Here is a 26211-nt window from a genome sequence, read left to right on the forward strand (position 1 = left end):
GCCCGTCAATGCAGCGCGTCGCCGCGCGCCGCATCGCGTCGCGTTTCGGGCCGGTCAGTCGCGGCTGAGCCAGCGCGTGCTGCGTTCGTGGATGATCAGCCAGGCCAGCAGGATGAAGATCGGGTGGCCAAGGCCGCCAGACAGCAGGATCGCCGGCAGCCAGATGAAGAAGATCACGATGCCCAGGATCGGACGCCCGGCCAGCAGGATGGCCAGCGGCGGCAGCAGGAGGGCAAGCAGGTACAGCATCGAAGCGAGGTCCTTTCCAAGACGTTCCCGAAAGATATGGGAACGCCTGGCCCCTCAGGCAAGTTCCGGCACGGGCTGGCCCTGCAGCCAGGCGGTCCAGGCCGCCTTGGCGCGGTCGGTGTAGCCCTTGTAGCGGTCCTTGCGACCCCGGCGTCCGCCGCGCACGTCCTCGAGCGGGCGGAAGAGGCCGAAGTTCACGTTCATCGGCTGGAAGGTCTTGGCCTCGGCCCCGCCGGTGATGTGGTGGATCAGCGCGCCCATGGCGGTGTCCTGCGGCACCGGCGGCAGGTCGAGGCCCAGCAGCTCGGCCGCGGCCATGCGGCCGGCCAGAAGGCCCATGGCCGAGCTTTCGACATATCCTTCGACGCCAGTGACTTGGCCGGCGAACCTGATGTTGGGACGCGACCGCAGGCGCATCTGGTCGTCGAGCAGCGTGGGCGAGTTGATGAAGGTGTTGCGGTGGATCCCGCCGAGGCGCGCGAAGCTCGCGTTCTCCAGCCCCGGGATCATGCGGAAGACCTCGGTCTGGGCGCCGTACTTCATCTTGGTCTGGAAGCCGACGATGTTGAAAAGCGTGCCAAGCGCGTTGTCCCGGCGCAGCTGCACCACGGCATAGGCCTTTTCCTCGGGGCGGTGCGCATTGGTCAGGCCAACGGGTTTCATCGGACCGTGGCGCAGGGTCTCGCGCCCGCGTTCGGCCATCACCTCGATCGGCAGGCAGCCGTCGAAGTAGCCAGCGGTCTCGCCTTCGTGGAACTCGGTCTTGTCGGCGGCCAGCAGCGCGTCGATGAAGGCCTCGTACTGCGGCTTGGTCATCGGGCAGTTGAGGTAGGCCTTCTGTTCCTCCTCGGTCTCGCCCTTGTCATATCGGCTCTGGGCCCAGACCACGTCCATGTCGATGCTCTCGGCATAGACGATGGGCGCGATCGCGTCGAAGAAGGCCAGCCGTTCGGCGCCGGTTTCGGCCTGGATCGCGGCGCCCAGCCCGGCGGAGGTCAGCGGGCCGGTGGCGAAAATCCAGCTGCCCTCGGCGGGCAGTTCGGCAATCTCGCCGGCCTCGACGGTGATCCGGGGATGCGCGGTCAGCCGCGCGGTGATCTCTTCGGAAAAGGTGTCGCGGTCCACGGCCAACGCGCCGCCGGCGGGCAGGCGGTGCTTGTCCGCCATCGCCATGATCAGCCCCTGCGCCTGCCGCATCTCCCAGTGCAAAAGGCCGACGGCGTTCTGTTCGTCATCGTCCGACCGGAAGGAGTTGGAACACACCATCTCGGCCAGGTTGCCGGTCTTGTGCGCAAAGGTGCCGACCTGCGGCCGCATCTCGTGGATGACGACGCTGACGCCCATCTCGGCTGCCTGCCAGGCGGCCTCGCTCCCGGCCATGCCGCCGCCGACGATATGAAGAGTTTTGTCCATGGCGGCGATCTAGGGGATCGGGGGCGGTTTGGAAAGGGCGGCGTGTCAGCGGACGAACGGTGCGGCCCGGGGAAGGGTGGGCCGGCCCGTGGGTCACCGAATGCGTCGCTGTCGGCCAGAGAGAGCGGCCGGGAGGGAGGCGTTTCAGCGGTGACCCACCGTCGGATGTCCGCGTCACCCAACCACATGCGCCTATCCGGGAGATTCGGCAAATATGGCGGAAAGGTGGCGAAACCACTCTACGGCCCCGGATCGGGCCGTCCGGGCGGGGCACCTCGTTGAAGTGCCCCGGAAACATCGTGGCAAGATCGTGGCGGCGCCCCGTTATCACGCGCCCGTGATGCGCGGATTATTGCCGCCAGTCGGGGTCGCGCTTTTCCAGGAACGCGGAAATCCCCTCGTTGGTGTCCCGGTCGAGCATGTTTTCCACCATCACCCGGCCGGTCAGCTCGTAGGCCGCGTCGACGTCCAGCTCGGCCTGGGCATAGAACGCCTCCTTGCCGATTCTCACGGCGGTCGAAAGCTTCGAGGCGACAAGCTCTGCCAGCGCCATCGTTTCGGCGCCGAGCGCCTCGGCCGGAACGGCCCGGTTGATCAGGCCCAGCTCCTCGGCGCGGGCCGTGTCGACGAACGTGCCGGTGGTCAGCATCTCGAACGCGGTCTTGCGGGGAATGTTGCGGCTGAGCGCGACCATGGGGGTCGAGCAGAAGAGGCCGATGTTCACCCCGTTCACGCCGAACCGCGTGCCTTCGGCCGCGACGGCCATGTCGCAGGTCGCCACCAGTTGGCAGCCTGCGGCGGTGGCGATGCCGTGGACCTGCGCGATGACGGGCTGGGGCAGGGTGCGGATTGCCCGCATCACCGCGGCGCAGCGGGCGAAGAGGTCGGCGAAATAGGCCGCGCCGCCGTCCTCGGCCTGCCGGCCGGCCTGCATCTCCTTCAGGTCGTGACCGGCGCAGAACGCCTTGCCCGCCCCCGACAGGATCACCGCCCGGATCGCGCGATCCTCACGCAGCGCGTCCAGCGCCGCCTGCAGCTCGGCCAGCATGGCATCGGACAGCGCGTTCAGCCGCTCGGGCGCGTTCATGTGCAGATGCGCGACCGCGCCGGTGTCGTGACGTTCCAGAATTGCCATCTTGTGCCTCCCATCCTTTGGCGGAACTCTAGGCCGGGACGTCAGGGAGGAAAAGAATGACAGTTCAGATGGACATCGCGGCGCTGCACGACTTCATCGAGAGGGAGTTCGCGCAGGCCCGCGGCTACGTGGTCGACCGGGTTGCGCCGATGGAGATCACGGTGCGCCTGCCGGTCAACGACAAGCATCTGCGGCCGGGCGGCACGGTGTCGGGGCCGACGATGTTCGCGCTGGCCGACGTGGCGGTCTACCTGAACCTGCTGGCGATGATCGGGCCCAAGGCGCTGGCGGTGACGACGAGCTGCTCGCTCGATTTCATGCGCAAGCCGAAGGCGGGGGTCGACCTTGTCGCGGAATGCCGGCTGCTCAAGCTGGGGCGCGTGCTGGCGGTCGGGGACGTGATGATGTTCTCGCAGGGCGATCCGGCGCCGGTGGCGCGGGCGACGATGACCTATTCGATCCCGCCCGAACGGTAGAACGGTCCGCCGCCGAGGGACGGCGGACCGCAGCGTCAGAACGCGAAACCGATGCTGAACGTCACGGTTTCGACGTCGTAGTCGCTGTCCTCATAAAGCAGGCCGACAAAGGCCGAGTCGGTCAGCGCGTAGGAGGCGCCGGCCTCCCAGTAGGTGCCGGTGCCGTCGTCGCCGATCAGGGCGGCGATGGTCACCTTGTCGATCGGCGTCGCCTCGAACCCGACCGAGAGGTCCCAGACTTCGTTGTCGATGTCGTAGGAGGCGGCGGAGCCGAGGGTGATCATGTCGCTGACCGGAACGCCCACGCCCAGTTCGATCGACTGGGTGTCATAGTCGTCGTCGGTGAAGTAGGCGGTGTAGGTCAGGCCGATCTCGGCGGTGCCGAGCGCGAAGGCGTAACCTGCCGACAGCTCGATATCGAGGTCGTAGGTGCCGCCGTCGACGGTTTCGGCCCAGATGCCTGCAAAGAAGCCGTTGTAGGACGCGGTGACCTCGCCCTCGACGGTGAAGGAGGTGTCGCCGTCCGACACGCCCAGGTTGGCGGCCGCGCCGTAGGAAAGTTCAACACCTTGCGCGAGCGCCGGGCTCGCGAACAGAACCCCGCCGCAGGCGGCGAGGAGGTACAGAGCACGCATTCAGTTTTCCCCTTGAGTGTCCCTCTCGCGGATGTGTCACGCTTCTGTTACGTCGGCAATCCACGACGCGGTCCGCGGGGGCTTAGCGCCTGTTTATTCGGCGTTTTTCCGGCGCGGCGCCCGTGGGCGCGGCGGTTCGGGAAACGGCCGGGCGAGGTTGCGGCCGCGGCCCGCGGCGCGGCGGACGAGGCAGGAGGCGGGCACCGGGGTGCCCATTTAGTGGGGTATTTTGGTACCTATTTTGCAAGCAACTGGAATCGCTGTATTTATTCCGGCAGTGTGCGCTTGACTGGCCTTCCGAAATGCTTAGAACACCGCAATCCGAATTCCACGTCTCAGGAAGCGACATGAAAACCTTTACCGCTACCCCGGCAGACATCGACAAGAAATGGATCATCATCGACGCCGAGGGCGTCGTGCTGGGCCGTCTTGCGTCGATCGTTGCCATGCGGCTGCGCGGCAAGCACAAGCCGTCCTTCACGCCCCACATGGACATGGGCGACAATGTCATCGTGATCAACGCTGACAAGGTCCAGCTCACGGGCAAGAAGCGCACCGACAAGAACCACTACTGGCACACCGGCTACCCGGGCGGCATCAAGTCGCGCTCGGCGGGTCAGATCCTTGAGGGTGCACACCCCGAGCGTCTGGTCACCATGGCCGTCAAGCGGATGCTCCCGGGCAACCGTCTGAGCCGCAAGCAGATGACCAACCTGCGCGTCTATGCCGGCGCCGAGCATCCGCACGAGGCGCAGGCGCCCGAAGTGCTCGACGTGAAATCCATGAACGCCAAGAACACCCGGAGCGCATGATGACCGACCAGATCAATTCGCTCGAAGAGCTCAAGGGCGCCGTGTCCGAAACCGTCGTTGCCGACGTCGAAGCCGCGCGCGAGCCGGTTCGTGACGAGCTGGGCCGTTCCTACGCGACCGGCAAGCGGAAGGACGCGGTCGCCCGCGTCTGGATCAAGCCGGGCTCCGGCAAGGTCACCGTGAACGGCAAGGAAATGGACAAGTACTTTGCCCGTCCCGTGCTGCAGATGATCCTGCGCCAGCCGTTCTCGGTTGCCGGTGTCGAAGGTGAATTCGACGTCTACGCGACCGTCGCGGGCGGTGGCCTCTCGGGCCAGGCCGGTGCGGTCAAGCACGGCATCTCGAAAGCGCTGCAGCTCTATGATCCGTCGCTGCGCGCGCCGCTGAAGGCTGCCGGCTTCCTGACCCGCGACAGCCGCGTCGTGGAACGGAAGAAATACGGTAAGGCCAAGGCCCGCCGGAGCTTCCAGTTCTCGAAACGCTGATCCGTTTCAACCAGTTTGGCAAAGGGCCGTCCCGCGGGGCGGCCCTTTCCTTTTGGCGCGGCCCGATGCGGTCCCGCGCCGGGCGGCGCCCCGACCCGCGCGGCCCCGGCGCAGGTCTCAGGCGCTGCGGCGCGCCTTGCGGTCTTCGGCCGCGGGGCCGTCAGTACTCCGCCAGTCCCGATCGCCCACGGTGTCCTCGCCGCCCAGCCGGAACTGCCCCACCAGCCCCGAGAGGTGATCGGCGGTTTCCGACAGCGACTTGTTCGCGCCAAGCGCCTCTTCCAGCATCGCGGCATTGTGCTGTGCGACCTGGTCCAGTTCTCCGATCGCGCCACTGACCTCGTCGAGGCCGCGGGACTGGTGCTCGCTCGCCTCCGCAATGGTGCCGATGCCGGTGGCGATCTCCTCGACCGAGCTGCGGATGTCCTCCAGCGCCTCGCCCGTGCGTTTCACCAGGTGGACGCCGGCGGCGATCTGCGCGCCGCTCGAATTGATCAGCCCGTCGATCTCGCGCGCGGCCTCAGATGACCGGGCGGCCAGCGCGCGCACCTCGGTCGCGACCACGGCAAAGCCGCGCCCGGCCTCTCCGGCGCGAGCGGCCTCGACGCCTGCGTTCAGCGCCAGCAGGTTGGTCTGGAACGCGATCGAATCGATGACCGAGATGATCTTGCGCACCTCGGCCGAAGAGGACTCGATCGCGTCCATCGCGGTCACCGTCTCGCCCATGATCTCGCCACCCTGCTGGGCCTTGTCGCGGGCGTCCTCGGTCTGGGCGCGGAAGCGCCCGGCGTCGCGCGCGATCTCGCCCAGGCGGCCGGTCAGTTCGCTCAGCGATCCCGACAGGCCCGACAGGGTGGCCGATTGCCGTTCGGACCGGCTGGCCAGGTCGCCGGTCGATTGCGCGATCTCGGCCGACTGGCCGCGGATCGCCTCGGTCTCGTCCCGGACCTCACGCAGGGCGCTGGCCATGCGCCGCGCGGCATCGTTGAAGCCCTCGGCCATGACGGCGTAGGTGCCGGGCAGCGGTTCGGTTATGCGGGTGGCGAAATCGCCCTCGGCCAGGGCGGCGAACTTGGCCTCGAGGAGGGCGATGGCCTGCGCCGCCTCGGTCGCGTGGCGTTCCTGCTGGCGCACCGTCTCGGCCTCGGCGGCGCGGGCGGCGTCGGCCGCGGCCTCGGCCCGGTGGCGGGCCTCCTCGGCCTCGCGCTGCGCGGTTTCGGCGGCGTGCTTGGCCGCCTCTGCCTCGCGCAGGGCGGTTTCCGCACGGGCCTGTTCGGCCTTGGCCTGGTCGAGCGCGGCGCGGGTCTCGGCCGCCGACTGGGCCAGCGCCGCGGTCTGGGCATGGCCGGCGGTGTTGAGCTTGAGCCGGACCATCACCGCAAAGGCCAGCGCCGCGGTTTCCAGCACGACGATCCCCGCGTGAAACGCCGTGCGGCCGATGTTGAAGCCGAGGTCGGTCGAGGGAAAGACTAGTTGCGGCATGACGAAGGTCAGGGTCAGGTGATGCGCCGCGATGGTCAGCGCCGCCAGGTAGAGCGGGCGCAGCCCCGACATCATCACCAGCGCCGCCAGAACGGCGAAGTAGACCATGTGCATGTCGATCTGCATCGGGTGGCCCACCAGGGCCCCGTTCAGCACGATGGCCTCACCCGTCAGGGCGAGCGCAGCGATCATCCGGGCCATCCGCGGCGCCATCCTGAGGGAGGCAGCACCGATCAGCGCGAAGAGCAGGCTGCCGCCGAGCGCAAAGGCCACGTTGCTGCCGACCAGCCAGCCCGCGACGGCGACGCAGGGCGCCATCAGCATCGCGATCAGGGCGATCAGCCGGGTGGCCTGCGCGCGGGTGCGTTCGAAATCGTTCATGCGCCGAAATCCCCGTTCCGGCCGCAGAGGGCCGCGATCCGCCGCGCGTCGAGCACGGCCCAGGCCCCCATCGCGTGCAGCCGCGCCCCGGTGCCCGGCGGCCCATCGGCGATCAGGCCGAGCGGCGCGCGCAGCGGGCCGATGGGCCGGGCCCCGGCGCGGGCCAGCACCGCCTCACCGTCCACCCAGGGCGGCACGACCACCAGCCACGGCCCGGTGTCGGGCGCGGTGGAGGAGAGCACCGCCGCCGGCGCAAGAGCGAGGCAGAGCAGCATGATCAGGGCGGGGAGGAGGAACTGCATGGCGGGACTCCGTTTCCCACGGGCTTGCGGCAAAAAGGTTGAGAAGCGGTTGTCGCGGGTGGCCCGGCCCGGCCTTTCGTCACGCCCGGCGCTTTTCGGGCGCGGCGGCGGGGGCGGGCATCTCGTCCTCCCAGCCGGTCGGGCCGGTGGCGGGATCGACGCGGAACCGGTCGACCCGGTGGGCGAGGTCGACCGCCTTGCCCGACAGCACCGTGTTGGCCGCCATCGTCTCTTCGAACATGGCGGCGTTCTGCTGCGTCACCTGGTCCAGGTCCGAGATCGCGCGGGTGACCTGCTCCAGCCCTTCGGTCTGCTTCTGGCTCGACCCTGCGATGGTGGCCATGCCGCGGGCCACGTCCTCGACCGCGCCCTTGATCTCGTCCAGCGCCGTGCCGGTGCGCTTGACCAGCTCGACCCCGTTGCCGACCTGCGCGCCGCTTTCGGCGATCAGCATGTCGATGTCGCGCACCGCGTCGGCGGCCCGCTGCGCCAATGCGCGGACCTCGGTCGCGACCACGGCAAAGCCGCGCCCGGCCTCGCCCGCGCGGGCGGCCTCGACGCCGGCGTTCAGGGCCAGCAGGTTGGTCTGCACCGCGATATCCTCGATCACGCCGACGACCTTGCGGACCTCGGCCGCCGAGGTCTCGATCGCGTCCATCGCGCTCAGCGCCCGGGCCATGACCTCTCCGCCGTGATGCGCCTTGTCGCGGGCAACCTCGGACTGGCCGCGGGCGCTGTTGGCGTCGCCCGCCACCTCGCGCACCAGCCCGGTCAGGTCGCCCAGCGAATGGGCGAGCGTCGACAGCGTGCCGGCCTGCCGTTCGGTCCGGGTCGCGAGGTCGGTGGCGGCCTGCGCGATCTCGCGCGACTGGCCCTGGATCGAGAAGCTTTCGTCGCGCACCCCGCGCAGGGTGTCGGCCATCTGCGCGGCGGTGGTGTTGAAGCTCGCGGTCAGGCCGCCGTAGCTGTCGGGCAGCGCCTCGGTGATCCGCACGGTCAGGTCGCCCTGCGACAGGCGGTCGAACTTGCGTCCCAGCAGGTCCACCGCCTCCTGCGCCTCGGCGGCGTGGCGGGCCTGCATCTCTTCGGTGCGGCGCATTTCCTCGGCCAGCCGGGCCTCGCGCGCCTCGGCCTCGCGGTTCAGGCGCATCCGGGTCCGGATGGTGATCGTTAGAGCAGCCGCTTCCAGCACGACGATCACCGCGTGAAAGGCGGTGCGGCCGATGTTGAAGACGAGGTCGGTCGAGGGATAGACCAGCGCGGGCATCAGGAAGGTCAGCGTCAGGTGGTGCAGCGCGATGGCCCCGGCGGCGGCCAACAGGGCGGTCAGGTCGGTCATCATCACCAGCGTGGCGAGCACGGCGAAATACACCATGTGGCTGTCGATCTGCAGCGCCGTGCCGGAGAGGGCGGCGTTCAGTGCGATGCATTGCCCCGTCAGCGCCAGCGCCACCGTGAGCCGCCCGGCATCGCCGCGCATCCCGATCGCCAGGAGCCCCGCGCCGCCAAAGACCAGTGCCCCGATCCCGGCCAGCATCAGGTGACCGCCAAGCCATCCGGCGACCGTCACCGGCAGGGCCATCGCGACCGCCAGCAGGCCGAGCAACCGGCAGGCCCGGTCGCGCAAGTCTTCGAATTCATCCAGGGGACCGGTCATCGGCAACCTCCCACGCTGACACCGCGCGAGGGGTCGCACAAATTCCCTACCAGTCGCCTAACCGGCGCAGGTCACTGGTCGGGCGCGACGAGGCCGAGGCCGCGGAGGTAGACGCCGATCCCGCTTTCCAGCAGGTCCTCGGCCGGGAACGGGCTCTGCGTGCCGGGAGAGTTGCGGGCAAACAGTTCGACCACGCCGTGGCACATCGCCCAGATGTGGGCAGAGAACATAGAGGCCGGCGGGCGCTTGTCCTCGGGGATGTGCTGCGACAGGTCGTTTGCCGCGCGTTCCAGCACTGCCCAGGCCCGGCGCGAGGCGGCGGCAAGCTCCGGCGTGCGGTTGACCGAGATGCCGCTTTCGAACATCGCGATGTAATGGCCGGGATAACGTCGGGCAAAGGCGAGATAGGCGCGCCCGGTCGCCTCGAAGGCCGCGAGGGCCGAGGGCTGGCCCTTCTGGTAGGCATAGTCGATCACGTCGCCGAAGATCTCGTAGCCCTGGCGGGCGGCCTCGGCGATCAGGTCCTCGCGCCCCTCGAAATGGCGATAGACCGCGGCGGGCGTGACGCCGGCCTGCTTGGCGGCCTCGGACAGGGTGAAGCCGGTCGGGCCCTTTTCCTCGATAAGTTCGAGGGCCGCGTCGACCAGCGCCTGCCGGAGGTTGCCGTGATGATAGCCGCGCTTCTTAGGCATCCCAGATATCCGGCCCGCCCGCGATCAGGGGGTCGAGCGGACCGATGGCCTTTTCGGATTTCCGTGCGTAATCAACGTGGTGCAGGACCTGCCTCAACGCGGCCAACCGGGCCCGACGCTTGTCGTCAGACCGGATCACGCTCCAGGGCGCGGCCTTGGTGTGGGTGCGCTCGAGCGTCTCGATGATCGCGGCGGAATAGGCGTGCCAGCGTTTCAGACCCTCGACGTCGATCCATGACAGTTTCCACTGCTTCAGCGGGTCCTGTTCGCGGTCGATGAAGCGGCGCAGCTGCTCCTGCCGGCTCACGTTCAGCCAGAACTTGAAGAGCATGATGCCGTCATCGACAAGAAGCTTTTCGAATTCAGGGACTTGGCGAAAGAAGCTCTCGCGTTCGTCGTTGCTGCAGAACTCGAAGACATGCTCCACCACGCCGCGGTTGTACCAGGACCGGTCGAAGAACACGATCTCGCCCTTGGTCGGCAGATGGTCGGTGTAGCGCTGGAAATACCACTGGCCGGCTTCCACGTCCGTCGGTTTCGGCAGCGCGACCACGCGCGCGCCGCGTGGATTAAGATACTCGCGGAAGCGCTTGATCGTGCCGCCTTTTCCAGATGCGTCCCGGCCTTCGAACACGATCACGACACGGGCGCCGGTTTCCTTGACCCAGTGCTGCAGCTTGACCAGCTCGACCTGGAGCGCTTCGAGCTCCTTGGTATAGGCCTTCTTGTTCATCCGCTCGGAATACGGGTAGTTCGGGCAGATCAGGTCGTCCTTGTCGGCCCGCTTGATCGCGTTCCGGATCTCCTTTGGCGCCTCGTCCTCGTAGTATTTGCTGATCGCACCGTCGAAAGGCAGGTCCATCGGGAATTCCTCTTTTGCCTCAATATGGAGGCGGGCGGGCCCTAGCGCAATCCGGCCCGTTGGGCGGCCTGGCCGATGGCCGCCTCGACCGCCTCGGGGGCGACGTGGTGCGGCATGTGCCCGATCCCCTCCAGCCGGGTGAGGTTGGCCTGCGGCACGTCGCGCAGCATCGCCTCGGCATGGACCTTGAGGCCGACGATGTCGTCGGCGGTGCCATGCACCACCTCCACCGGCATCTCGAGGTCGGGGTAGAACTGGCGCAGTTCCAGCAGCTCTTCCTTGAGGGTGTCGCGCTGGCGGGAATTGGCCAGCAGCGTCTCGGGCCGGGTGACGAGGCCCAGGCCGATGTAGTCGGCATAGCCTTCGGGGGCGGGCTGCGGGGTGAAGACGCCGTCGACCTGTCCGCGGACATAGGCCTTGGGCACCCAGGCCGAGATCAGCCACGTCAACGCCGGCCCCAGCACGGGGGTCGACACGACCCGGTGCAGCACCTCGATATCGCCCTCCCACGGATGGGTGGCCCCGGCGAGCGAGACGATCGCGGCGGTGTCCTCGGGGTGGCGCACGGCCCAGGCCATAGCGACCGCGCCGCCGAAGCTCTGGCCCACCACGACTGGCCGCGCGATCCCGAGGCTGCGTGCCGCGCCGTGCAGCAGGTCAGCCTGGTCCATGACGCTGACGCCGCGCGTGGCCAGCGGCGGGGTGTAGCCGAGGCCCGGGCGGTCGAACATCGTCACCCGGTAGTCCGCGGCCAGCCGTTCGGCGAAGTCGAAGGTCATGTCGCGCAGGTTGCCCGAGGCGCCGTGGATCAGCACCACGTCCGGCCCGCTGCCGGTCTGCAGGTAATGCACCGGGTGGCCGTCGACGGTGACGAACTGGCCCTGCCGGGGATGGCTTTCCTCGGCCTCGGCCCGCCGCGCGCCGGACCGCCACCAGGTCGCCAGCGCCAGCAGGACGAGGAGCGCGAGGACGACCTTAACCACCGATCTCGTCCATGTCGTAGGGCGTGGTCTGGTAGATCTGGTTGATCCAGTTGCCATAGAGCAGGTGCGCGTGGCTCCGCCAGCGGTTGGTCGGCGGCTGGGTCGGATCGTTCCTGGGGTAGTAGTTCACCGGCACGTCGATCGCAGCGCCCTCGGCCACGTCGCGGTCATACTCCTGCTTGAGCGTGTCGCTGTCGTATTCGAAGTGGTTGAAGATGTAGAGCGCGCGGTGCGCCGCATCCTCGACCAGGCAGGGGCCGGTGACGGCGTCCGCCAGCAGCGTCCTGAGCCCCGGCACCGCGTCCACGTCGCCCTGCCGGATCTCGGTCCAGCGTGACACCGGGATGGTGCAGGCGTCCGAGAAGCCGCGCAGGTAGGGCGAGGCGCGGTCGAGGTTCTTGAGCGGGTAGACCCCGAAGAGCTTGGCTTCCAGCAGGTGCTTGGGCACGCCGTTGAGGTAGTTGATCATCGCCATGCCACCCCAGCAGACGCCGAAGGTCGAATGCACGTGGCTCTGCGTCCAGTCGAAGACGCGGGTCAGCTCCTGCCAATAGGTGACATCCTGGAACTCCAGGTGCTCGATCGGGGCGCCGGTGATGATGAAGCCGTCGAACTTCTCGCCCGAGGCCTCGACCTCTTCGAAGGGGCGATAGAACTCCTCCATGTGCTCGGCGGCGGTGTTGCGGGTCTGGTGATCGCTCATCCGGATCAGCGACAGCTCGATCTGCAACGGCGTCGCCCCGATCAGGCGCGAGAACTGGATCTCGGTCTGGATCTTCTTGGGCATCAGGTTCAGCAGCCCGATGCGCAACGCGCGGATGTCCTGACGTGCCGCCTGGTCCTCGTCCATGACCATGACGCCCTCGCGCGTGAGCACGTCGTAGGCGGGCAGGTCGGACGGGATCTTGATCGGCATTTCGGGCCTCTTGGGTCAGTTTTCGTTCGGCGAAGATAGGAACCGCTCAGCGCGCCTCAAGGGCGGCGGCGATCAGCTCTTCGAAATCGGCCGCCGTGCGGACGGCGGCCACGGCATCGGCCGTCACGGTCACCCCGCGGCGGGCCAGCGCCTCGTACCGGGGACGACGATGGGCCAGCGCCTTGGCATAGGTCCAGCGCACGAAGGCGTCGGGGTCGACCCTGTCCGGCGCATCGCCGGTTTCCTCGAAGTAAGCTGCCCATGCATCGTGCAGGAATGCGGGTTGGTAGTACATCGGCTTGGGCGCGCGGTCGAAGCGACGGATCAGCTCTTCGGTGTGGGCCTCGTCGCCCTTGATCCAGACCAGCAGCGCGGTCTCGGCGATCTCGGCCAGCAGCGGATCGTCCGGATCCGCGGGATCGGTGATCTCGCAGATCGAGCCCGAGGTGTCGCAGACGAAATGCGGATAGCCGTAGAGCCGGACCGAGCGCTCGGCGAAATGCGCCGTGTCGCGCATCGCCGCGATCTCGGCCGCGCGGTGCTGCTCCTGCCGGACCATGTAGTCCTCGAAGGGCAGACCGCCCTTGTCCGGATCGCCGGGTTTGCCGAGGTAGGTCGAGAGCGGCGCGAGGTTGTGGAAGGTGATGTTCGATCCGATGAAGATCGAATCCGACATCAGCAGGTCCCGCAGGAACGGCACCTTCATGGCATGCGCCTTGGCGTTGTCGGCGATGTGTTCGCCCATGTACCGGGTGCCGATGCGGTAATCGACCGAGTAGTGGAACCAGTCGCCGCTGTCGCGCAGCAGGGTCGACACGTGGGTCTTGCCCAGCCCGGACATGCCGAACAGCATCACCCGCTTGTGCGGCGCCGCGCGCCAGTCTTGCGCCGTCTCGTAGATCATCGCCGGTCCTTCCTCAGCCGCGCCGGTGTTAGACGCGCGCGCCGGGGCGGTCAAACCCTATTGCGGCGGCGCGGCGTGAGCAGGGAGAGGATGCGTCCGTCGAGCACCGCAAGCCCGCAGGCCAGCAGGGCGAAGCCCGCGTAGTGACGCGGATGCAGCGCCTCGCCCAGCACGACGGCGCCGATCAGGATGGCGATCGGGGCGACCAGCAGCGTCACCAGCATCAGGTTGCCCGCGCCCGCCTTGGCCAGGATCGAGTAGTAGAGCAGGAAGGCGCCGCCGGTGGCGATGATCGAGTAGTATCCGATCGCGCCCCAGGTCACCGGCATTAGGTCGAACCGCACCGGTCCCTCGAACCACAGGGTCAGCGGGATCATCATCAGCGCGGCGGTCGTCAGCATGCCCGTGGCGGCCACCCGCGGCTCGAGGTGCCCCAGGCGCGCCCGTGCCCAGGACCCGGCGCAGCCATAGCAGAAGGCCGCGCCGATGCAGGCCAGCTGCGCGAGCGACCGCAGGTCGAGCTGCTGCAGGTTCGACAGGCCCATGGCGACCACCACGCCGGCAAAGCCGATGCCGACCCCGACGCCCTTGCGCAGGGTGAGCTTTTCGTCGGCAAAGACGATGGCCGCGATCAGCACGCCGAAAACGGCGGTGGCGGCGTTGAAGATCGACACCAGCCCGGTCTCGAGGTGCTGGGTGCCAAAGGCCAGCAGGGTGAAGGGAATCACGTTGTTGAGCCCGCCCTGCACCGCGAAGGCGCCCCAGGTCCGCGCATCGCGCGGCATCCTGAGCCGCAAGGCCAGCACCACGACCCAGAGCAGCAGCGCCGCCCAGAAGGTCCGGTGCAGCACCGAGGTGAAGGGGCCCACCTCGCGCACGGCGGTCTGGATGGCGATGAACGACCCGCCCCAGATGAACCCGAGGAGAAGAAGCTGGCCCCAAGCCGCGGTCGAGATGGTCTTTTGCTGCATCACCGCATCAGGCGCCTTTTCCGGGCGACCCGCAATCCGATCCTTGTGCAATCACGCACGTGTCTCGTTCCAGATGTTCAGGTAGTTGCCGCCGAAGATCACCGCCGCGCCCAGCAGGACGTAGGGGTCCAGCGGCTCGTGGTAAATCAGCGCCCCGATGATCGCGGCCAGCGGCAGGCGGGCGAAATCGACCGGCATCACCACCGTCGCGGGGGCCAGCCGCAGCGCCGAGGTCAGGCAGAAATGCGCCATCAGCCCGGCCGCGCCGATCAGCACGATCAGCGGCAGCGCCTCGGCCGAGGGGAGCGCGATGTCGAGGTCGGCACCGGCGCACATCACGCCAAAGATGGCCTGCAGCGCGGTCAGCCAGAAGAGGATGTTCATCACGCTCACGTCGCGGGTCAGCCGCCGAGTCAGCACGTTGGTCGCGGCAAAGCAGACGGCGGCCAGCGCGGCACAGACCAGCCCTGCCGAAAGCGGCGCGGTGCCCGGGCGGGTGACGATCAGGATGCCGACAAAGCCGATCAGCGCCGAGAGCCCGCGCACCGGCGTCAGCCTCTCGCCCAGGATCAGCGGCGACAGCACCAGCACCCAGAGCGGCGAGGTGAATTCCAGCGCGAAGACCTGTGTCAGCGGGATCACGGTGATCGCGTAGAACCACAGGTTCTGGCCGGTGAAATGGCACAGGTTCCGCACGCCGTGCAGGCCCATCCGGCGGGTCGAGATCTCGGACCAGCGGGCGCGGGCGGTGATGATGACGCTCATCACGACCAGCCCGACGAGGCTGCGGAAGAGCATGATCTCGAATGTGTCGAGCTCCACGCTGACCGCGCGCCCGGCCAGCGCCATCGAGATGAACGAGACAACCGCCCCGGTCATCCAGAGCACCGCACGGGTGGTGTCGGATCGCGCCTGCGGAGTGGTGGTGGTCGTGGTCATTCGGCTCTCCCTCGGGTGCAGGCTGTGCCCGTTGGCGCGGGGAAGGGCAAGGGGAAAGGGGCGGGCTGCCGGGTGGTGCGCGGGTGTGGTGGCGCCCCGCACGGTCACACCATCGCGCGGATCTTCCGGACCGAGTTCAGGTTCCGCCCGGTCGCGGCGACGCCAAGCGCCCTTTCCACCCGGCCGCCCAGCTTCGAGGTCCCGAACCCCGCCGGCGCGTGCAGGTAGAGGCAGCGTTCGCCCAGCACGACCGTCTCACCACCGGTGCAATGGCCCGCCAGTTTCGCCGCGACTTCCGGATCCGGCGTGTCGGTGAAGAACATCAGGTGCAGGTGCCGCCCGTACTCGGGTTCGGCCGGCAGGGCGCCGAGGGCCGCGTCGAAATCCGCGGCGGTGAAGGCCATGACACCGGGCCGGAAGCCAAAGTTGTCCTCGATCACCTGCGCCACCATCGCCTCCACCCGGCGCGGGTCGTCCTCGTCCAGCGACATGACCACGTTGCCCGACTGGATGTAGGTCGCCACATCCTCGGCCCCCGCCGCCGCCAGCGCCTTGCGCAGCTCGGCCATCGGCAGCTTGCCCGTCCCGCCGACATTCACCGCGCGCAGAAGGACGATCCACCTCATACCAGCTCCGGCTCCCGCCCGACGTGCCGTGCCAGCCGGCCCACCGTCAGCCCCTGCACGATGATGGAAAAGATCACCACGCCGTAGGTCGCGGCAAGGATGAGCGAACGCCATTCGCTGGGCGGCAGGCCGAGCGCCAGCGCGACCGAGACGCCGCCCTTCAGCCCGCCCCATGTCATGATCGGCACCGTGCCCCGGTCGAAGCTGCGGATCGGCCGCAGCAATGTCACCGGCACCCAGACCGACACCAGCCGCGCGAGCAGTGCCAGCGGGATCGCGAAGAGCACGGCCGAGACGTAGTCGCCGTCGAAGGTGATGGCAAAGACCTCGACCCCGATCAGCAGGAAGAGGATCGCGTTCAGGATCTCGTCCACCAGCGTCCAGAAGGTCGAGACGTAGTCGCGCGTCGCCTCGCTCATCCCGTGGCGGGCGCCGACGTCGCCGATCAGAAGCCCTGCGCAGACCGCCATGATCGGGGCCGACACGCCAAGCGCCACCGCCAGCTCGTAGCCGCCAAAGGCCAGCCCCAGCGTTATCAGCACCTCGAGAGAGGGGTCGTTGATCCGCCGCATCACCCGGAACACCAGCCAGCCCAGCACGAGGCCCAGAACCAGCCCGCCGCCCGCCTCGCGCAGGAAGAGGAGCGCGGCCGAGGCCAGCGTGCTTTCCCCATGTCCGGCCTCTCCACCCGCGGCGACCGGAAAGGCGATGCTGACGAGGATCAGGTAGACGACGTAGCCGACACCGTCGTTGAAGAGGCTCTCGCCCGCGATCTGGGTTTCGAGCGAGGTGCTCAGCTTGGCCTCGCGCAGGACGCCCAGCACCGCGACCGGGTCGGTGGGCGAGATCAGCGCGCCGAAGACCAGCGCCACCGCCAGCGGCACCCCCGCGACCCAGGCAAAGCCGAAGCCCACCACCGCAGTCGACAGCGCCACACCCATCGTCGCCATCAGGAACACCGCCGACCATTGCTGCCGAAGGTCGCTGACCTTGACGTGCAGCGCGCCCGCAAAGAGGAGGAGCCCCAGCATCCCGTCGAGGAACGCGTCGGTGAAGTCGATGCCGACCACGACGGACCGGATCTCCTCGGCCATGGACGAGGCCGGGAACAGCCGGTCGATTAGCAGCACCGCGACCGAGGCAAAGAGCGCCACGACAAGGATGCCGATGGTCGCGGGCAGCTTGAGGACAAAGTAGTTCACCGTGCCGAACACCGCGGCGAGCACGATCAGCAGGGATGCGATCTGCAGGATGGTCATCGGGGTAGGGCCCTTCGCCACGCCGGGTCGCGGCCACCTTGGCCGAAGATCACCGCCAAGGGCAAGCCGCCGGGCGCCCGATCACCGCCCGATCAGCGGTCGAGCGTCAGGTCGGTCCAGACCGGCAGGTGGTCCGAGGCGATGCGCGCGGGCTGGCCCAGCACCGGGCGCGGCTTGGTCGCCGTCAGCCCCGGCCCGATGGCGAACCGGTCGAGTGCCGCGATCGGCCGCGGCGCGGGATAGGACGGGAAGGAGGCGAGGATCCGGTAGGGCCCGAGCTGCCCCTGCAGCGCCTGCGCGTCGCCCCATTCGTTGAAGTCCCCCGCGATCACCGTCGGCACCGGGTCGAGCTTGGCCAGCGCCCGGCGGATCGCCCCCAGCTGCATCAGCCGGAACCGCCGCAGCAGCGCCAGGTGCGTGCCCACCACGCGCAGCGGGCCGATGGCGGTGTCGAGGTCCACCCGGATCGCGCCGCGCGGCTCCAGCCCCGGCAGCTCGATCCGGCCGGTGTCCGTCACCTCGATCCCGTTGCGATAGAGCACCGCGTTGCCGTGCCAGCCCAGCGATCCGGCCGGGTGGCCCATGTCGACGATCTGCCAGCCCTGCGATTCCGCCATGTCATGGGGCAGGGCGGCGGGACGCGGCGGCACCCGCTTGTCGGCCTCCTGCAGCACCACGAGGTCGGCGGCGATCCCGTCGATCACCGTCAGCGACCTGTCGGGCCGACGCTGAAGATCGAGCCCGACGCATTTCTGGAGGTTGTAGGTTGCGACGCGGAGTTTATCTGATGTCATGCCGGAAGATATGCGCGGGAAGCGAAGCAAGTCACGATGTATAAAGGTCAGTCCTGGATCACGCTCGCCATTTGGGCGGTTTTGCTCCTCTCCGCGCTCGATGCCCTGATCACCTGGCGGCTGTCGCTCGCCTTTATCGCGCTGGCCACGCTGGCGCTGTCGATGGCGCCGATCTTCGTCGCCCGCTGGGCCGAGGTGAATGTGCCCCGCAGCTTCATCGTGGCGACCACCATGTTCGTCGCCATGACGCTGTTCCTGGGCGAGGTCTACGATTTCTACTACCGCTATTGGTGGTGGGACCTGGTCCTGCATTTCGGCAGCGCGGTCGGTTTCGGGCTGATCGGTTTCATCCTCGTCTTCATGATGTTCCAGGGCGACCGCTATGCCGCGCCGCCCGTCGCCATCGCCTTCTTCGCCTTCTGCTTCGCGCTGACCGTCGGCACCCTGTGGGAGATCTTCGAATTCGGCATGGACCAGTTCCTGGGCTGGAATATGCAGAAATCGGGCCTGCCCGACACGATGAAGGACCTGATCGTCGACACCGTCGGCGCGGCGCTCGGCGCATCGGCGGGCTTTGCCTACCTCAAGGGGCAGAAGCTGGGCGGGCTGACCGGAACGATCCACGACTTCGTCCGGCGCAACCCGCGCTTCTTCCGGCGGTTTCGCAAGTAGGTGGCGGAAGGGCGCCTTTGCGTGCCTGTCGCTTGACCGCGCGCCCGCGCGGCGTTTCATGCCGCCATGACCAAGACCCGCATGGACGCGCAGGGCGCCGCGTTCCTCACCCTCTTCTCGCTGATCCTCGGGGCCAACCAGGTGGTGATGAAACTCACCTCAGACGGGCTGTCGCCGGTGTTCCAGTCGGGCCTGCGCTCGCTGGTGGCGGGGGCCTTCATCGGCTTGTGGATCGTCGTCCGGCGGATCCCGTTCCCGACCGACCGCGAGGTGGTGCGCGCGGGCGTCGTCCTCGGGCTGCTCTTCGCGTTCGAATTCATCTGCCTCTACGTCGCGGTCGACCGCACCACGGTGTCGCGGGTGTCGATCATGTTCTACACCATGCCCGTGCACCTCAGCCTGATGGCGCATTTCCTGCTGCCGGGCGAACGGCTGACCGCGGGCAAGAGCCTGGGCCTGGTGCTCTGCCTCGTCTCGGTCGCCGTGGTGATGGCGGACAGGGGTGGCGGCGAGGCCGACCTGGTGGGCGACATCGTGGCTTTCATCGGCGCCATCGGCTGGGCGGCGGTCGGGATGATGCTGCGGCTCTCGGCCGTGTCGCGGATCCCGGCGAATCCACGCTCTTCTGGCAGCTCGGCGTCTCGACCCCGTTCCTGATGCTGGCGGCGCTCTTCTTCGGGCCGCTGGTGCGGGACTTCGCGCCGGTGCATGTCTGGCTGATGGGCTACCAGATCTTCGTCGTCGGCATCTTCGCCTTCATGGCGTGGCTGCTGCTGATCCGGATCTATCCCGCGTCCATCGTGGCAAGCTTCAGCTTCCTCACGCCGGTCTTCTCGGTCTTCTTCGCCTGGGTCGTGCTGGACGAACCGCTGCGCCCGTCCATCGTGATTGGGCTGGTGCTGGTGGCCGTGGGGATCTTCCTGATCAACCGCCCGGCTCAGGTCCCGCAGAAGGTCGCCTGAACCACCTCGTCCAGCAGCGGCAAGCGGGCCAGGTCCTCGGCCTCGGGCTGATCGTCGAAGGGACGGGCCAGCACCTGCATCAGCCGTTCGAACGGGGCCATGTCCCCGGCGACGGCGGCGGCGATCATCTGCTCCACCCGGTGGTTGCGCGGGATGAAGGCAGGGTTGGTGGCGTCCATCAGGGCCTGCGGATCCGGCTCTCCGGCGACACGGGCCTGCCAGCGGGCGGCCCAGCGGTCGAACGCGTCGCGGTCGGTGAACTGGTCCCGCGCGACATCGTTGCCGAGGGCGCGGAAGGTGTTGGTGAAGTCGGCCTGGTTCTCTGCCATCAGGGTCAGGAGGTCGACGATCAGCCGCTCATCCTCCTCCCGCGCGGACGCAAGCCCCAGTTTCGCCCGGAAAAGACGCAGCCATTCGGCGTGCACCCGGTCGGGCACCGCGTGGATCATCTCGGTGAACCGGGCGACGGCGGCGTCCTGGTCGGGCATCAGCGGCACGAGGCACGACGCGAACTGTGCGAGATTCCAGGCGATGATCCCCGGTTGGTTCTGGAAGGCATAGCGCCCCTGCCGGTCGATCGAGGAATAGACCGTCGCCGGGTGGTAGGCGTCCATGAAGGCGCAGGGGCCGTAATCGATCGTCTCGCCCGAGATCGTGGTGTTGTCGGTGTTCATCACGCCGTGGATGAAGCCCACCGACATCCACTGCGCCACAAGCCGGGCCTGCCGCGCGATGACCGCTTCGAGGAACTCCTCGGGCCCCTCGGCCTCGGGGTAGTGGCGGGCCATCGCGTAGTCGGCCAGCGCCTGCAGCGCATCCACGTCGCGGCGGGCAAAGAAGTATTGAAAGGTGCCGACGCGGATGTGGCTGGCCGCCACGCGGGTCAGCACGGCGCCGGGCAGCAGCGTCTCGCGCGCGATCTCTTCTCCGGTCGCGACGGCGGCGAGCGCCCTGGTCGTCGGGATGCCCAGCCGGTGCATCGCCTCGGACACCACGTATTCGCGCAGCACCGGGCCCATCCAGGCCCGCCCGTCGCCCATCCGGGAGTAGGGCGTGGGGCCCGATCCCTTGAGCTGCAGGTCCCGCCGCTGCCCGTCCCGGTCCACCACCTCGCCCAGCAGGATTGCGCGGCCGTCGCCCAGGCGGGGCGAAAAGCCGCCGAACTGGTGCCCGGCATAGACCTGCGCCAGCGGTGCGGCGCCCTCGGGCGGGGTGTTCCCGGAAAAGATCGCGGCAAGGGTGCCCGCATCGGGGATGTCGGTCATCCCCAGCTCGGCCGCCAGCCCCGCGTTGAGGGCCAGCAGGCGCGGCGCCTTCACCGGCGTCGGGTCGAGCCGGGTGAAGAAGTCGCCCGGAAGCCGGGCATAGGAATTGTCAAAGCGCAGGGCGAGGGTCATACCGTGAATCTAGGTCCGCCGGGGCCGGATTGCCAGTGGCGGCACCACGGCCCCGGGGTCAGAATTTCTGCGTCATCACCACGACGTCGGGCCGCAGCGCGAACTTGTTCCGGCGGTAGAAGCCGTCGATCTTGGGATCGTCCTGCCGGGTTTCGAGGTGGAGGGCAGTCAGGCCGGCCCCGGCCAGAGCCTTGGGCAGCGCCTGCAGCACCTCGGTCCCGATGCCGCGTGCCCGGACGCCGGGGCGGATCCAGATCTCGTCGAGCGTGCCGTCCATGCCGCCCAGTTCCAGCGACCAGCCGAACGAGATCACGACATAGCCGATCGGTGCCCGCGCCGGACCGATCAGGTAGGCCACGCCGTAGGGCGACCCTTCGAGCAGCGGCATCAGCGCATCGGCGGTCTGCGCGGCGTCGCGGGTGATCCCCAGTTCGGCGTGGCAGGCCGCGATCATCGGCAGCAGGCGTTGCGCGTCGTCCGGTCCGGCAAGGTGCAGGGCGGTCATAGGCGGGCCAGCCTTTCGGTCAGCAGCTCGAAGAAGCCGTCGGCGTCGATCGTCCCCATGAACATCGCGTTCGGGTCACGCCCCGAGACGCCCCACCAGTCGGCGACGGTCATGCCCATGGTCAGTTCCGACCGGGTCTCGATCTCGACGTTGATGTGACGCCCGGTGAAGAGGTCGGGCCGGATCAGGTAGGCGGTCACGCAGGGATCGTGCAGCGGCGCGCCTTCCGACCCGTACTTCTCCTTGTCGAAACGCTCGAAGAAATCGGTCATCTCGGCCACCGCGACGCCGACCTTCGTGCCAAGCGCGCGGAAGGCGTCGTTGCGCTTCTTTGTGACCAGCGCCTTGTGCGTGACGTCGAGCGACATCACCGTGATCGGAACGCCGGATTTGAAAACGATCTCAGCCGCTTGCGGATCGACATAGATGTTGAACTCGGCCGCCGGCGTGATGTTGCCGACCTCGAAGTAGGCGCCGCCCATCAGGACGACCTCCTGCACCTTCTCGACGATGTCCGGCGCCATGCGGAAGGCCATGGCGATGTTGGTCAGCGGCCCCAGAGGGCAGAGCGTGACGGTGCCCGGCGCCTCGGCGCGCAGGGTCTCGATGATGAAGTCGACGCCGTGCTGGGGCTGCAGTTCCATCACCGGGTCGGGCAGTTTGGGCCCGTTCAGCCCGGTCGCGCCATGCACGTGCTCGGCCGTCACCAGGCGGCGCCCGATGGGGCCCTCGCAGCCGGCAAAGACCTTCACATCGGGCTTTCCGGCCAGTTCGCAGACGATGCGCGCATTCTTGGCAGTCAACGCCAGCGGCACGTTGCCCGCGACGGCGGTGATGCCCAGCACCTCGATCTCCTCGGGGCTGGCCAGCGCCAGCAGGATGGCCACGGCGTCGTCCTGCCCGGGGTCTGTGTCGATGATGATCTTGCGTGTCATGTGGCCTGCCTTTCGTTCGGCGCGACACTGGCGAAGCGGCGCGGGGAAGTCCACAGCCCGATTGCGCCTCGGCAAGGGGACGTCCGGGTGCCCGGACACGCAAATACACGCATGGGATGAAACCAAACCGCTTTCCCATGCGTAAGTCATGTAAATGGGAGGGTGTACGATGGAAGATGTTCTGCCCGTCGTCGCGCTGGCCATCGGCCTTGCGGCAGCCACGCTGGTCGCAGGGGCCGCGCTGTCGCGCGACACTGACACGATCCTGCCGCTGCCGGTCGCGGCAGAGAACCTCGACCGGTATCGCTGGGAAAAGCGCGCGATCCTCGTCTTTGCCGGGGCCCCCGGCGACCCGCGCTACACCCAGCAGATGGAGGCGCTGATGCGCGTGGGCCCGGGCCTGCGCACCCGCGACGTGGTGGTTCTGGCCGATGACGACCCGGCCCGCGCCGCGCGGCTGCGCCACCGGCTGGCGCCCGCGGGCTTCACCGTTCTGCTTGTCGGCAAGGACGGTGGGATAAAGCTCCGCGCCTCGGTCCCGATCAGCGCGGAGCGTTTTTTCGACACCATCGACGCGATGCCGATGCGGCAGCGCGAGATGGGGACTGACCAGAGTCAGCCGTCGAAGTCGACCTCTTCGATCAGGCGCAGCGCGTCCGGGCGCAGGGCGGCGAGGTCCATCAGGTTCACGTCATCCGGCGTGAAGCTGCCCCAGCCCTGGACCAGTTCGCTCGCCTCGGAGCCCGGGGCGATCGGGTATTCGTGGTTCGCCTCGGCATAGATCTCCTGCGCTTCCGGAGACACGAGGAATTCCATGAACTTCAGCGCGTTTTCCTTGTTCGGCGCCGCCTTGGTCATCGCGATGCCCGAGATGTTCACATGCGCGCCGCCGTCCTCGAAGGTCGGGAACACGATGCGGACCGAGTTCGCCCATTCGGTCTGTTCCGCATCCTCGAGCATCTGGCCCATGTAATAGGTGTTGCCGATGGCGATGTCGCATTCCCCGGCCCAGATCGCCTTGACCTGCGCGCGGTCGTTGCCCTGCGGCTTGCGGGCGAGGTTGTTCTTGACGCCCTCCAGCCAGGCGCGGGTCTCTTCCTCGCCGTGGTGGTGCAGGTAGGCGGCGACCAGCGCGACGTTGTAGGCGTGGGTGCCCGAACGGGTGCAGATCCGGCCTTCCCATTTCGGGTCGGCGAGGTCCTCGTAGGTGGTCACCTCGCCGTCGGCGACGCGGTCCTTGCTGGCATAGATCACGCGGGCGCGGGTGGTCAGGCCCCACCACTGCTTGTCAGGATCGTGGAAGGCGGCGGGCACGTTCTCGCTCAGCGCGGCGCTTTCGACCGGCTGGGTCACGCCCGCATCCACGACCGAGGCGAGGCGCGAGATGTCGACCGTCAGCACGAGGTCCGCGGGGGTGCGATCCCCCTCGGCCTGCAGGCGTTCGACCATGCCCTGTTCCAGGTAGGCGACGTTGACGTCGATGCCCGTCGCCGCGGTGAAGGCGTCGGTCAGCGGTTGCAGCAGCTCGGGCTGGCGGTAGGAATAGAGGTTGACCTCTTCGGCGGAGACGGCCGAGCCGAGGACGGCCAGCGTGCCGGCAAGAGCGGTGGTGCGGAAAATGGCGGACATACGGACCTCCCTGTGAATGTCCGGCGCAGATAGCCTGAGTAAAATACTTGGTTCAACGGGTCCGTGAGGCAGGGCGTTCACGGATGCGTGATCATGCGGACTTCCGCTCCTCGGCCTTGGCCTCGTCCCAGAGCCCGTCCATCTCGGCCAGGTCCAACTCCTCCGGGCGTTTGCCCATCTCGTGAAGTTTTTCCTCGATCCGCTTGAAACGGCGTGTGAATTTCGCGTTAGCCCGGCGCAATGCGACCTCGGGATCGACCTTCAGGTGCCGCGCGAGGTTGGCGACCACGAAGAGCAGGTCACCGAACTCCTCCTCGATCTCGTCCGGGCCCAGCGTGTCGCGCGCCTCGACCAGTTCCTCGGCCTCCTCGCGAAGCTTGTCCAGCACCTCGCTCGCGCCGGGCCAGTCGAATCCGACCCGCGCCGCGCGGTTCTGCAGCTTGACCGCCCGCATCAGCGCCGGCAGGCCAAGCGCCACGCCGTCCAGCACGCCCTGCTGCGCCTTGGCCGCGCGTTCGGCCGCCTTGATCGCCTCCCAGTCGACGGTCTGCTGCGCCGCCGACTTGTCGCGGCTCTCGTCGCCAAAGACATGCGGGTGCCGGGCGACCATCTTGTCGGACATGACGTTGGCGACATCGTGAAAATCGAACAGCCCGCGCTCGCTGGCCATCTGCGCGTGGAACACCGCCTGGAACAGCAGGTCGCCCAGTTCGCCCTTCAGCTCGCCCCAGGCCTCGCGCTCGATCGCGTCGGCGACCTCGTAGGCCTCCTCGATCGTGTAGGGGGCGATGGTGGCAAAGTCCTGCTCGATATCCCAGGGACAGCCGGTCTCGGGGTCGCGCAGCCGTGCCATGATCTCGAGCAGCCGCGGCAAGCCGCCGTTGGAATCGTGGATCAGCTCGTCGCCCATTGCAGCGCCTCCGGGATTGGGGTTTGGTGCCACCCAATAACAGGCTGGCCAAGGAGTCCAGAGTTGCCCGTGATCAACCGCATCGCCGGTTACGCCGACGAGATGAAGGGCTGGCGCCGCCACCTGCACGCCCACCCCGAGCTGGGATTCGACTGCCACGAGACCGCCCGCTACGTGGTCGAGCGCCTGCGCGAGTTCGGTGTCGACGAGATCCACGAGGGCCTGGCCACCACCGGTGTCGTCGCCATCGTGAACGGGCAGGGCAAGGGGCCGACCATCGGGCTGCGGGCCGACATGGACGCCCTGCCGATCCAGGAGGCGACCGGCCGGAAGTACGCCTCGAAACATCCCGGCAAGATGCACGCCTGCGGCCATGACGGCCACACGACCATGCTGCTCGGCGCGGCCAAGTACCTGGCCGAGACGCGCAATTTCGCCGGTCGCGTCGCGCTGATCTTCCAGCCGGCCGAGGAACTGGGCGGCGGCGGCGGCGTGATGGTCGAGGAAGGCGTGCTCGACACCTTCGACATCGCCTCGGTCTACGCAGTTCACAACGCGCCGGGCTTTCCGGCGGGCACCTTCATGACCGGGCCGGGCCCGGTGCTGGCCTCGGACGACACCTTCCACATCCGCATCACCGGCGTCGGCGGCCATGCCGCCAACCCGCAAGAGGCCAAGGACCCGATCATGGCCGCTGTCGGCATCGCCCAGGCCCTGCAGTCCATCGTCAGCCGCAACCACTACGCGCGCGAGGACCTGGTGCTGTCGATCACCCAGATCCACGCGGGCTCTGCCGACAACGTGATCCCCGAAACCGCCTACCTGAACGGCACCGTCCGCAGCTTCCTGCCCGAGGTGCGCGAGATGGTCGAACGCCGGATGAAGGAGGTTGTGAAGGGGCAGGCGCTGGCCTTCGACGTGAAGGCAAAGCTGGACTACGTCCGCGGCTATCCGCCCACGGTCAATGATCCCGAGAAGGCCGAGTTCGCGGCCGGGGTCGCCCGCGGCGTGGTGCCCGATGCGCAAGTCATCTTCGAGGAAAACCGCGAGATGGGCGCCGAGGATTTCGCCTTCATGCTGCAGGCGCGGCCCGGGGCCTACATGGTGATCGGGCAGGGCGACAGTGACGGGCTGCACCAGCCCGGGTACGATTTCAACGACGAAATCACGCCCCTCGGGGCCAGCTACTTCGCCCGGCTGGTCGAGACGGCGCAACCTGCGAGGTAAG

29 protein-coding genes and 1 pseudogene are annotated in these 26211 nt (G+C 68.1%); 8 read left to right on the forward strand and 22 right to left on the reverse strand.

The genetic code is table 11. The features are described from left to right. Positions 1-54: 54 nt before the first annotated feature. The 3 genes from ACE2AC_RS02710 to ACE2AC_RS02720 form a co-directional block, all read right to left on the reverse strand. A complete protein-coding gene (locus ACE2AC_RS02710) occupies positions 55-249 on the reverse strand; it encodes a hypothetical protein (protein ID WP_375690594.1) in 195 nt (64 codons plus the stop codon). 54 nt (positions 250-303) lie between these two features. Then, positions 304-1662 (reverse strand): methylenetetrahydrofolate--tRNA-(uracil(54)-C(5))-methyltransferase (FADH(2)-oxidizing) TrmFO, encoded by a 1359-nt coding sequence (gene trmFO, locus ACE2AC_RS02715; protein ID WP_375690595.1) that lies wholly within the window; start codon positions 1660-1662, stop codon positions 304-306. A gap of 349 nt (positions 1663-2011) precedes the next feature. Beyond that, entirely contained in the window at positions 2012-2797 is a 786-nt protein-coding gene (locus tag ACE2AC_RS02720) for an enoyl-CoA hydratase (protein WP_375690596.1), read from the reverse strand. Between the two features lie 56 nt (positions 2798-2853). Between ACE2AC_RS02720 and ACE2AC_RS02725 the strand changes: the two genes are divergently transcribed. Beyond that, complete coding sequence (locus ACE2AC_RS02725) at positions 2854-3273, forward strand: PaaI family thioesterase (RefSeq protein ID WP_375690597.1); 420 nt, start codon at positions 2854-2856, stop codon at positions 3271-3273. 35 nt (positions 3274-3308) lie between these two features. Here the strand turns inward: ACE2AC_RS02725 and ACE2AC_RS02730 are convergent, their stop codons facing one another. Next, positions 3309-3908 (reverse strand): hypothetical protein, encoded by a 600-nt coding sequence (locus ACE2AC_RS02730; RefSeq protein WP_375690598.1) that lies wholly within the window; start codon positions 3906-3908, stop codon positions 3309-3311. Positions 3909-4255: 347 nt separating this feature from the next. Here ACE2AC_RS02730 and rplM point away from each other — a divergent pair, with 347 nt between their 5' ends. Both rplM and rpsI read left to right on the forward strand, forming a co-directional pair. Then, entirely contained in the window at positions 4256-4720 is a 465-nt protein-coding gene (rplM, locus tag ACE2AC_RS02735; protein WP_375690599.1) for a 50S ribosomal protein L13, read from the forward strand. Next, the gene (rpsI, locus tag ACE2AC_RS02740; RefSeq protein WP_375690600.1) at positions 4720-5205 is read left to right on the forward strand and encodes a 30S ribosomal protein S9; all 486 of its coding nucleotides are present in this window, start codon (positions 4720-4722) and stop codon (positions 5203-5205) included. The genes rplM and rpsI overlap by 1 nt, the downstream gene beginning before the upstream one ends. Before the next feature lie 117 nt (positions 5206-5322). On the opposite strand, the gene ACE2AC_RS02745 is transcribed toward rpsI, so the two are convergent. The 13 genes from ACE2AC_RS02745 to ACE2AC_RS02805 form a co-directional block, all read right to left on the reverse strand. Continuing rightward, the gene (locus tag ACE2AC_RS02745; protein ID WP_375690601.1) at positions 5323-7068 is read right to left on the reverse strand and encodes a methyl-accepting chemotaxis protein; all 1746 of its coding nucleotides are present in this window, start codon (positions 7066-7068) and stop codon (positions 5323-5325) included. Continuing rightward, positions 7065-7370 carry a hypothetical protein gene (locus tag ACE2AC_RS02750; RefSeq protein WP_375690602.1) on the reverse strand — a complete coding sequence of 102 codons (306 nt, stop codon included), beginning with the start codon at positions 7368-7370 and terminating at the stop codon, positions 7065-7067. The genes ACE2AC_RS02745 and ACE2AC_RS02750 overlap by 4 nt, the downstream gene beginning before the upstream one ends. A gap of 79 nt (positions 7371-7449) precedes the next feature. Then, complete coding sequence (locus ACE2AC_RS02755; protein ID WP_375690603.1) at positions 7450-9027, reverse strand: methyl-accepting chemotaxis protein; 1578 nt, start codon at positions 9025-9027, stop codon at positions 7450-7452. Between the two features lie 71 nt (positions 9028-9098). Then, positions 9099-9719: a TetR/AcrR family transcriptional regulator gene (locus ACE2AC_RS02760; protein WP_375690604.1), complete on the reverse strand. Its 621-nt coding sequence runs from the start codon at positions 9717-9719 to the stop codon at positions 9099-9101. Beyond that, the gene (gene ppk2, locus ACE2AC_RS02765) at positions 9712-10581 is read right to left on the reverse strand and encodes a polyphosphate kinase 2 (protein ID WP_375690605.1); all 870 of its coding nucleotides are present in this window, start codon (positions 10579-10581) and stop codon (positions 9712-9714) included. Before ppk2 ends, ACE2AC_RS02760 begins: the two co-directional genes overlap by 8 nt. Positions 10582-10622: 41 nt before the next feature. After that, positions 10623-11564 carry an alpha/beta fold hydrolase gene (locus tag ACE2AC_RS02770; RefSeq protein WP_375690606.1) on the reverse strand — a complete coding sequence of 314 codons (942 nt, stop codon included), beginning with the start codon at positions 11562-11564 and terminating at the stop codon, positions 10623-10625. Next, a complete protein-coding gene (gene metA / locus ACE2AC_RS02775) occupies positions 11557-12480 on the reverse strand; it encodes a homoserine O-succinyltransferase (RefSeq protein WP_375690607.1) in 924 nt (307 codons plus the stop codon). The genes ACE2AC_RS02770 and metA overlap by 8 nt, the downstream gene beginning before the upstream one ends. Before the next feature lie 46 nt (positions 12481-12526). After that, positions 12527-13384 carry an ATPase gene (locus ACE2AC_RS02780; protein WP_375690608.1) on the reverse strand — a complete coding sequence of 286 codons (858 nt, stop codon included), beginning with the start codon at positions 13382-13384 and terminating at the stop codon, positions 12527-12529. A 50-nt stretch (positions 13385-13434) separates the two neighbouring features. Next, positions 13435-14355 (reverse strand): DMT family transporter, encoded by a 921-nt coding sequence (locus ACE2AC_RS02785; protein WP_375690609.1) that lies wholly within the window; start codon positions 14353-14355, stop codon positions 13435-13437. Between the two features lie 51 nt (positions 14356-14406). Beyond that, positions 14407-15294, reverse strand: a complete 888-nt coding sequence (locus tag ACE2AC_RS02790) for a DMT family transporter (RefSeq protein ID WP_375690610.1) — start codon at positions 15292-15294, stop codon at positions 14407-14409. Between the two features lie 104 nt (positions 15295-15398). After that, a complete protein-coding gene (locus ACE2AC_RS02795) occupies positions 15399-15920 on the reverse strand; it encodes a DUF1697 domain-containing protein (protein ID WP_375690611.1) in 522 nt (173 codons plus the stop codon). After that, positions 15917-17179: a cation:proton antiporter gene (locus tag ACE2AC_RS02800; protein ID WP_375690612.1), complete on the reverse strand. Its 1263-nt coding sequence runs from the start codon at positions 17177-17179 to the stop codon at positions 15917-15919. Before ACE2AC_RS02800 ends, ACE2AC_RS02795 begins: the two co-directional genes overlap by 4 nt. A gap of 92 nt (positions 17180-17271) precedes the next feature. Beyond that, positions 17272-17973: an endonuclease/exonuclease/phosphatase family protein gene (locus ACE2AC_RS02805; protein ID WP_375690613.1), complete on the reverse strand. Its 702-nt coding sequence runs from the start codon at positions 17971-17973 to the stop codon at positions 17272-17274. 36 nt (positions 17974-18009) lie between these two features. On the opposite strand from ACE2AC_RS02805, the gene ACE2AC_RS02810 reads away from it, so the two are divergent. From ACE2AC_RS02810 to ACE2AC_RS02820, 3 genes are all read left to right on the forward strand, one after another. Next, positions 18010-18645, forward strand: coding sequence for a hypothetical protein (locus ACE2AC_RS02810; RefSeq protein ID WP_375690614.1), 636 nt, complete (start codon positions 18010-18012; stop codon positions 18643-18645). A 66-nt stretch (positions 18646-18711) separates the two neighbouring features. Then, on the forward strand, positions 18712-19302 hold the full coding sequence (locus tag ACE2AC_RS02815; protein WP_375690615.1) for a DMT family transporter: 591 nt from the start codon (positions 18712-18714) through the stop codon (positions 19300-19302). Further along, the gene (locus ACE2AC_RS02820) at positions 19302-19607 is read left to right on the forward strand and encodes an EamA family transporter (protein WP_375690616.1); all 306 of its coding nucleotides are present in this window, start codon (positions 19302-19304) and stop codon (positions 19605-19607) included. The genes ACE2AC_RS02815 and ACE2AC_RS02820 overlap by 1 nt, the downstream gene beginning before the upstream one ends. On the opposite strand, the gene ACE2AC_RS02825 is transcribed toward ACE2AC_RS02820, so the two are convergent. From ACE2AC_RS02825 to ACE2AC_RS02835, 3 genes are read right to left on the reverse strand one after another with little or no spacing between them, the layout of a single operon-like run. Next, complete coding sequence (locus ACE2AC_RS02825) at positions 19583-21004, reverse strand: YdiU family protein (RefSeq protein WP_375690617.1); 1422 nt, start codon at positions 21002-21004, stop codon at positions 19583-19585. The two genes, ACE2AC_RS02820 and ACE2AC_RS02825, sit on opposite strands and share 25 nt — an antisense overlap. A gap of 58 nt (positions 21005-21062) precedes the next feature. Beyond that, on the reverse strand, positions 21063-21509 hold the full coding sequence (locus ACE2AC_RS02830) for a GNAT family N-acetyltransferase (protein WP_375690618.1): 447 nt from the start codon (positions 21507-21509) through the stop codon (positions 21063-21065). Then, positions 21506-22444 carry a nucleoside hydrolase gene (locus tag ACE2AC_RS02835; protein WP_375690619.1) on the reverse strand — a complete coding sequence of 313 codons (939 nt, stop codon included), beginning with the start codon at positions 22442-22444 and terminating at the stop codon, positions 21506-21508. The genes ACE2AC_RS02830 and ACE2AC_RS02835 overlap by 4 nt, the downstream gene beginning before the upstream one ends. A gap of 169 nt (positions 22445-22613) precedes the next feature. Between ACE2AC_RS02835 and ACE2AC_RS02840 the strand changes: the two are divergent. Further along, positions 22614-22982 (forward strand): annotated as a pseudogene (locus ACE2AC_RS02840) (DUF4174 domain-containing protein); the annotation flags it as partial. 77 nt (positions 22983-23059) lie between these two features. Here the strand turns inward: ACE2AC_RS02840 and ACE2AC_RS02845 are convergent. Both ACE2AC_RS02845 and mazG read right to left on the reverse strand, forming a co-directional pair. Then, complete coding sequence (locus ACE2AC_RS02845) at positions 23060-24073, reverse strand: Fe(3+) ABC transporter substrate-binding protein (protein ID WP_375690620.1); 1014 nt, start codon at positions 24071-24073, stop codon at positions 23060-23062. 91 nt (positions 24074-24164) lie between these two features. Next, the gene (gene mazG, locus ACE2AC_RS02850; RefSeq protein ID WP_375690621.1) at positions 24165-24983 is read right to left on the reverse strand and encodes a nucleoside triphosphate pyrophosphohydrolase; all 819 of its coding nucleotides are present in this window, start codon (positions 24981-24983) and stop codon (positions 24165-24167) included. A gap of 63 nt (positions 24984-25046) precedes the next feature. On the opposite strand from mazG, the gene ACE2AC_RS02855 reads away from it, so the two are divergent. Next, entirely contained in the window at positions 25047-26210 is a 1164-nt protein-coding gene (locus ACE2AC_RS02855) for a M20 aminoacylase family protein (RefSeq protein ID WP_375690622.1), read from the forward strand. The last annotated feature ends 1 nt before the right edge of the window (position 26211 follow it).

Origin of the sequence: Pseudooceanicola sp. LIPI14-2-Ac024 (assembly GCF_042188925.1) — a bacterium.
Lineage (GTDB): Bacteria > Pseudomonadota > Alphaproteobacteria > Rhodobacterales > Rhodobacteraceae > Pseudooceanicola.

Coding starts and splice junctions, on each gene's coding strand:
- ACE2AC_RS02820 (WP_375690616.1), top strand. CDS start 19,302: ATGCTGGCGGCGCTCTTCTTCGGGCCGCTGGTGCGGGACTTCGCGCCG.
- ACE2AC_RS02780 (WP_375690608.1), bottom strand. CDS start 13,384: ATGATCTACGAGACGGCGCAAGACTGGCGCGCGGCGCCGCACAAGCGG.
- ACE2AC_RS02815 (WP_375690615.1), top strand. CDS start 18,712: ATGACCAAGACCCGCATGGACGCGCAGGGCGCCGCGTTCCTCACCCTC.
- trmFO (WP_375690595.1), bottom strand. CDS start 1,662: ATGGACAAAACTCTTCATATCGTCGGCGGCGGCATGGCCGGGAGCGAG.
- ACE2AC_RS02800 (WP_375690612.1), bottom strand. CDS start 17,179: ATGACCATCCTGCAGATCGCATCCCTGCTGATCGTGCTCGCCGCGGTG.
- ACE2AC_RS02760 (WP_375690604.1), bottom strand. CDS start 9,719: ATGCCTAAGAAGCGCGGCTATCATCACGGCAACCTCCGGCAGGCGCTG.
- metA (WP_375690607.1), bottom strand. CDS start 12,480: ATGCCGATCAAGATCCCGTCCGACCTGCCCGCCTACGACGTGCTCACG.
- ACE2AC_RS02835 (WP_375690619.1), bottom strand. CDS start 22,444: ATGACACGCAAGATCATCATCGACACAGACCCCGGGCAGGACGACGCC.
- rpsI (WP_375690600.1), top strand. CDS start 4,720: ATGACCGACCAGATCAATTCGCTCGAAGAGCTCAAGGGCGCCGTGTCC.
- ppk2 (WP_375690605.1), bottom strand. CDS start 10,581: ATGGACCTGCCTTTCGACGGTGCGATCAGCAAATACTACGAGGACGAG.
- ACE2AC_RS02730 (WP_375690598.1), bottom strand. CDS start 3,908: ATGCGTGCTCTGTACCTCCTCGCCGCCTGCGGCGGGGTTCTGTTCGCG.
- ACE2AC_RS02750 (WP_375690602.1), bottom strand. CDS start 7,370: ATGCAGTTCCTCCTCCCCGCCCTGATCATGCTGCTCTGCCTCGCTCTT.
- rplM (WP_375690599.1), top strand. CDS start 4,256: ATGAAAACCTTTACCGCTACCCCGGCAGACATCGACAAGAAATGGATC.
- ACE2AC_RS02710 (WP_375690594.1), bottom strand. CDS start 249: ATGCTGTACCTGCTTGCCCTCCTGCTGCCGCCGCTGGCCATCCTGCTG.
- ACE2AC_RS02720 (WP_375690596.1), bottom strand. CDS start 2,797: ATGGCAATTCTGGAACGTCACGACACCGGCGCGGTCGCGCATCTGCAC.
- ACE2AC_RS02845 (WP_375690620.1), bottom strand. CDS start 24,073: ATGTCCGCCATTTTCCGCACCACCGCTCTTGCCGGCACGCTGGCCGTC.
- ACE2AC_RS02725 (WP_375690597.1), top strand. CDS start 2,854: ATGACAGTTCAGATGGACATCGCGGCGCTGCACGACTTCATCGAGAGG.
- mazG (WP_375690621.1), bottom strand. CDS start 24,983: ATGGGCGACGAGCTGATCCACGATTCCAACGGCGGCTTGCCGCGGCTG.
- ACE2AC_RS02830 (WP_375690618.1), bottom strand. CDS start 21,509: ATGACCGCCCTGCACCTTGCCGGACCGGACGACGCGCAACGCCTGCTG.
- ACE2AC_RS02745 (WP_375690601.1), bottom strand. CDS start 7,068: ATGAACGATTTCGAACGCACCCGCGCGCAGGCCACCCGGCTGATCGCC.
- ACE2AC_RS02805 (WP_375690613.1), bottom strand. CDS start 17,973: ATGACATCAGATAAACTCCGCGTCGCAACCTACAACCTCCAGAAATGC.
- ACE2AC_RS02785 (WP_375690609.1), bottom strand. CDS start 14,355: ATGCAGCAAAAGACCATCTCGACCGCGGCTTGGGGCCAGCTTCTTCTC.
- ACE2AC_RS02795 (WP_375690611.1), bottom strand. CDS start 15,920: ATGAGGTGGATCGTCCTTCTGCGCGCGGTGAATGTCGGCGGGACGGGC.
- ACE2AC_RS02810 (WP_375690614.1), top strand. CDS start 18,010: ATGTATAAAGGTCAGTCCTGGATCACGCTCGCCATTTGGGCGGTTTTG.
- ACE2AC_RS02755 (WP_375690603.1), bottom strand. CDS start 9,027: ATGACCGGTCCCCTGGATGAATTCGAAGACTTGCGCGACCGGGCCTGC.
- ACE2AC_RS02790 (WP_375690610.1), bottom strand. CDS start 15,294: ATGACCACGACCACCACCACTCCGCAGGCGCGATCCGACACCACCCGT.
- ACE2AC_RS02825 (WP_375690617.1), bottom strand. CDS start 21,004: ATGACCCTCGCCCTGCGCTTTGACAATTCCTATGCCCGGCTTCCGGGC.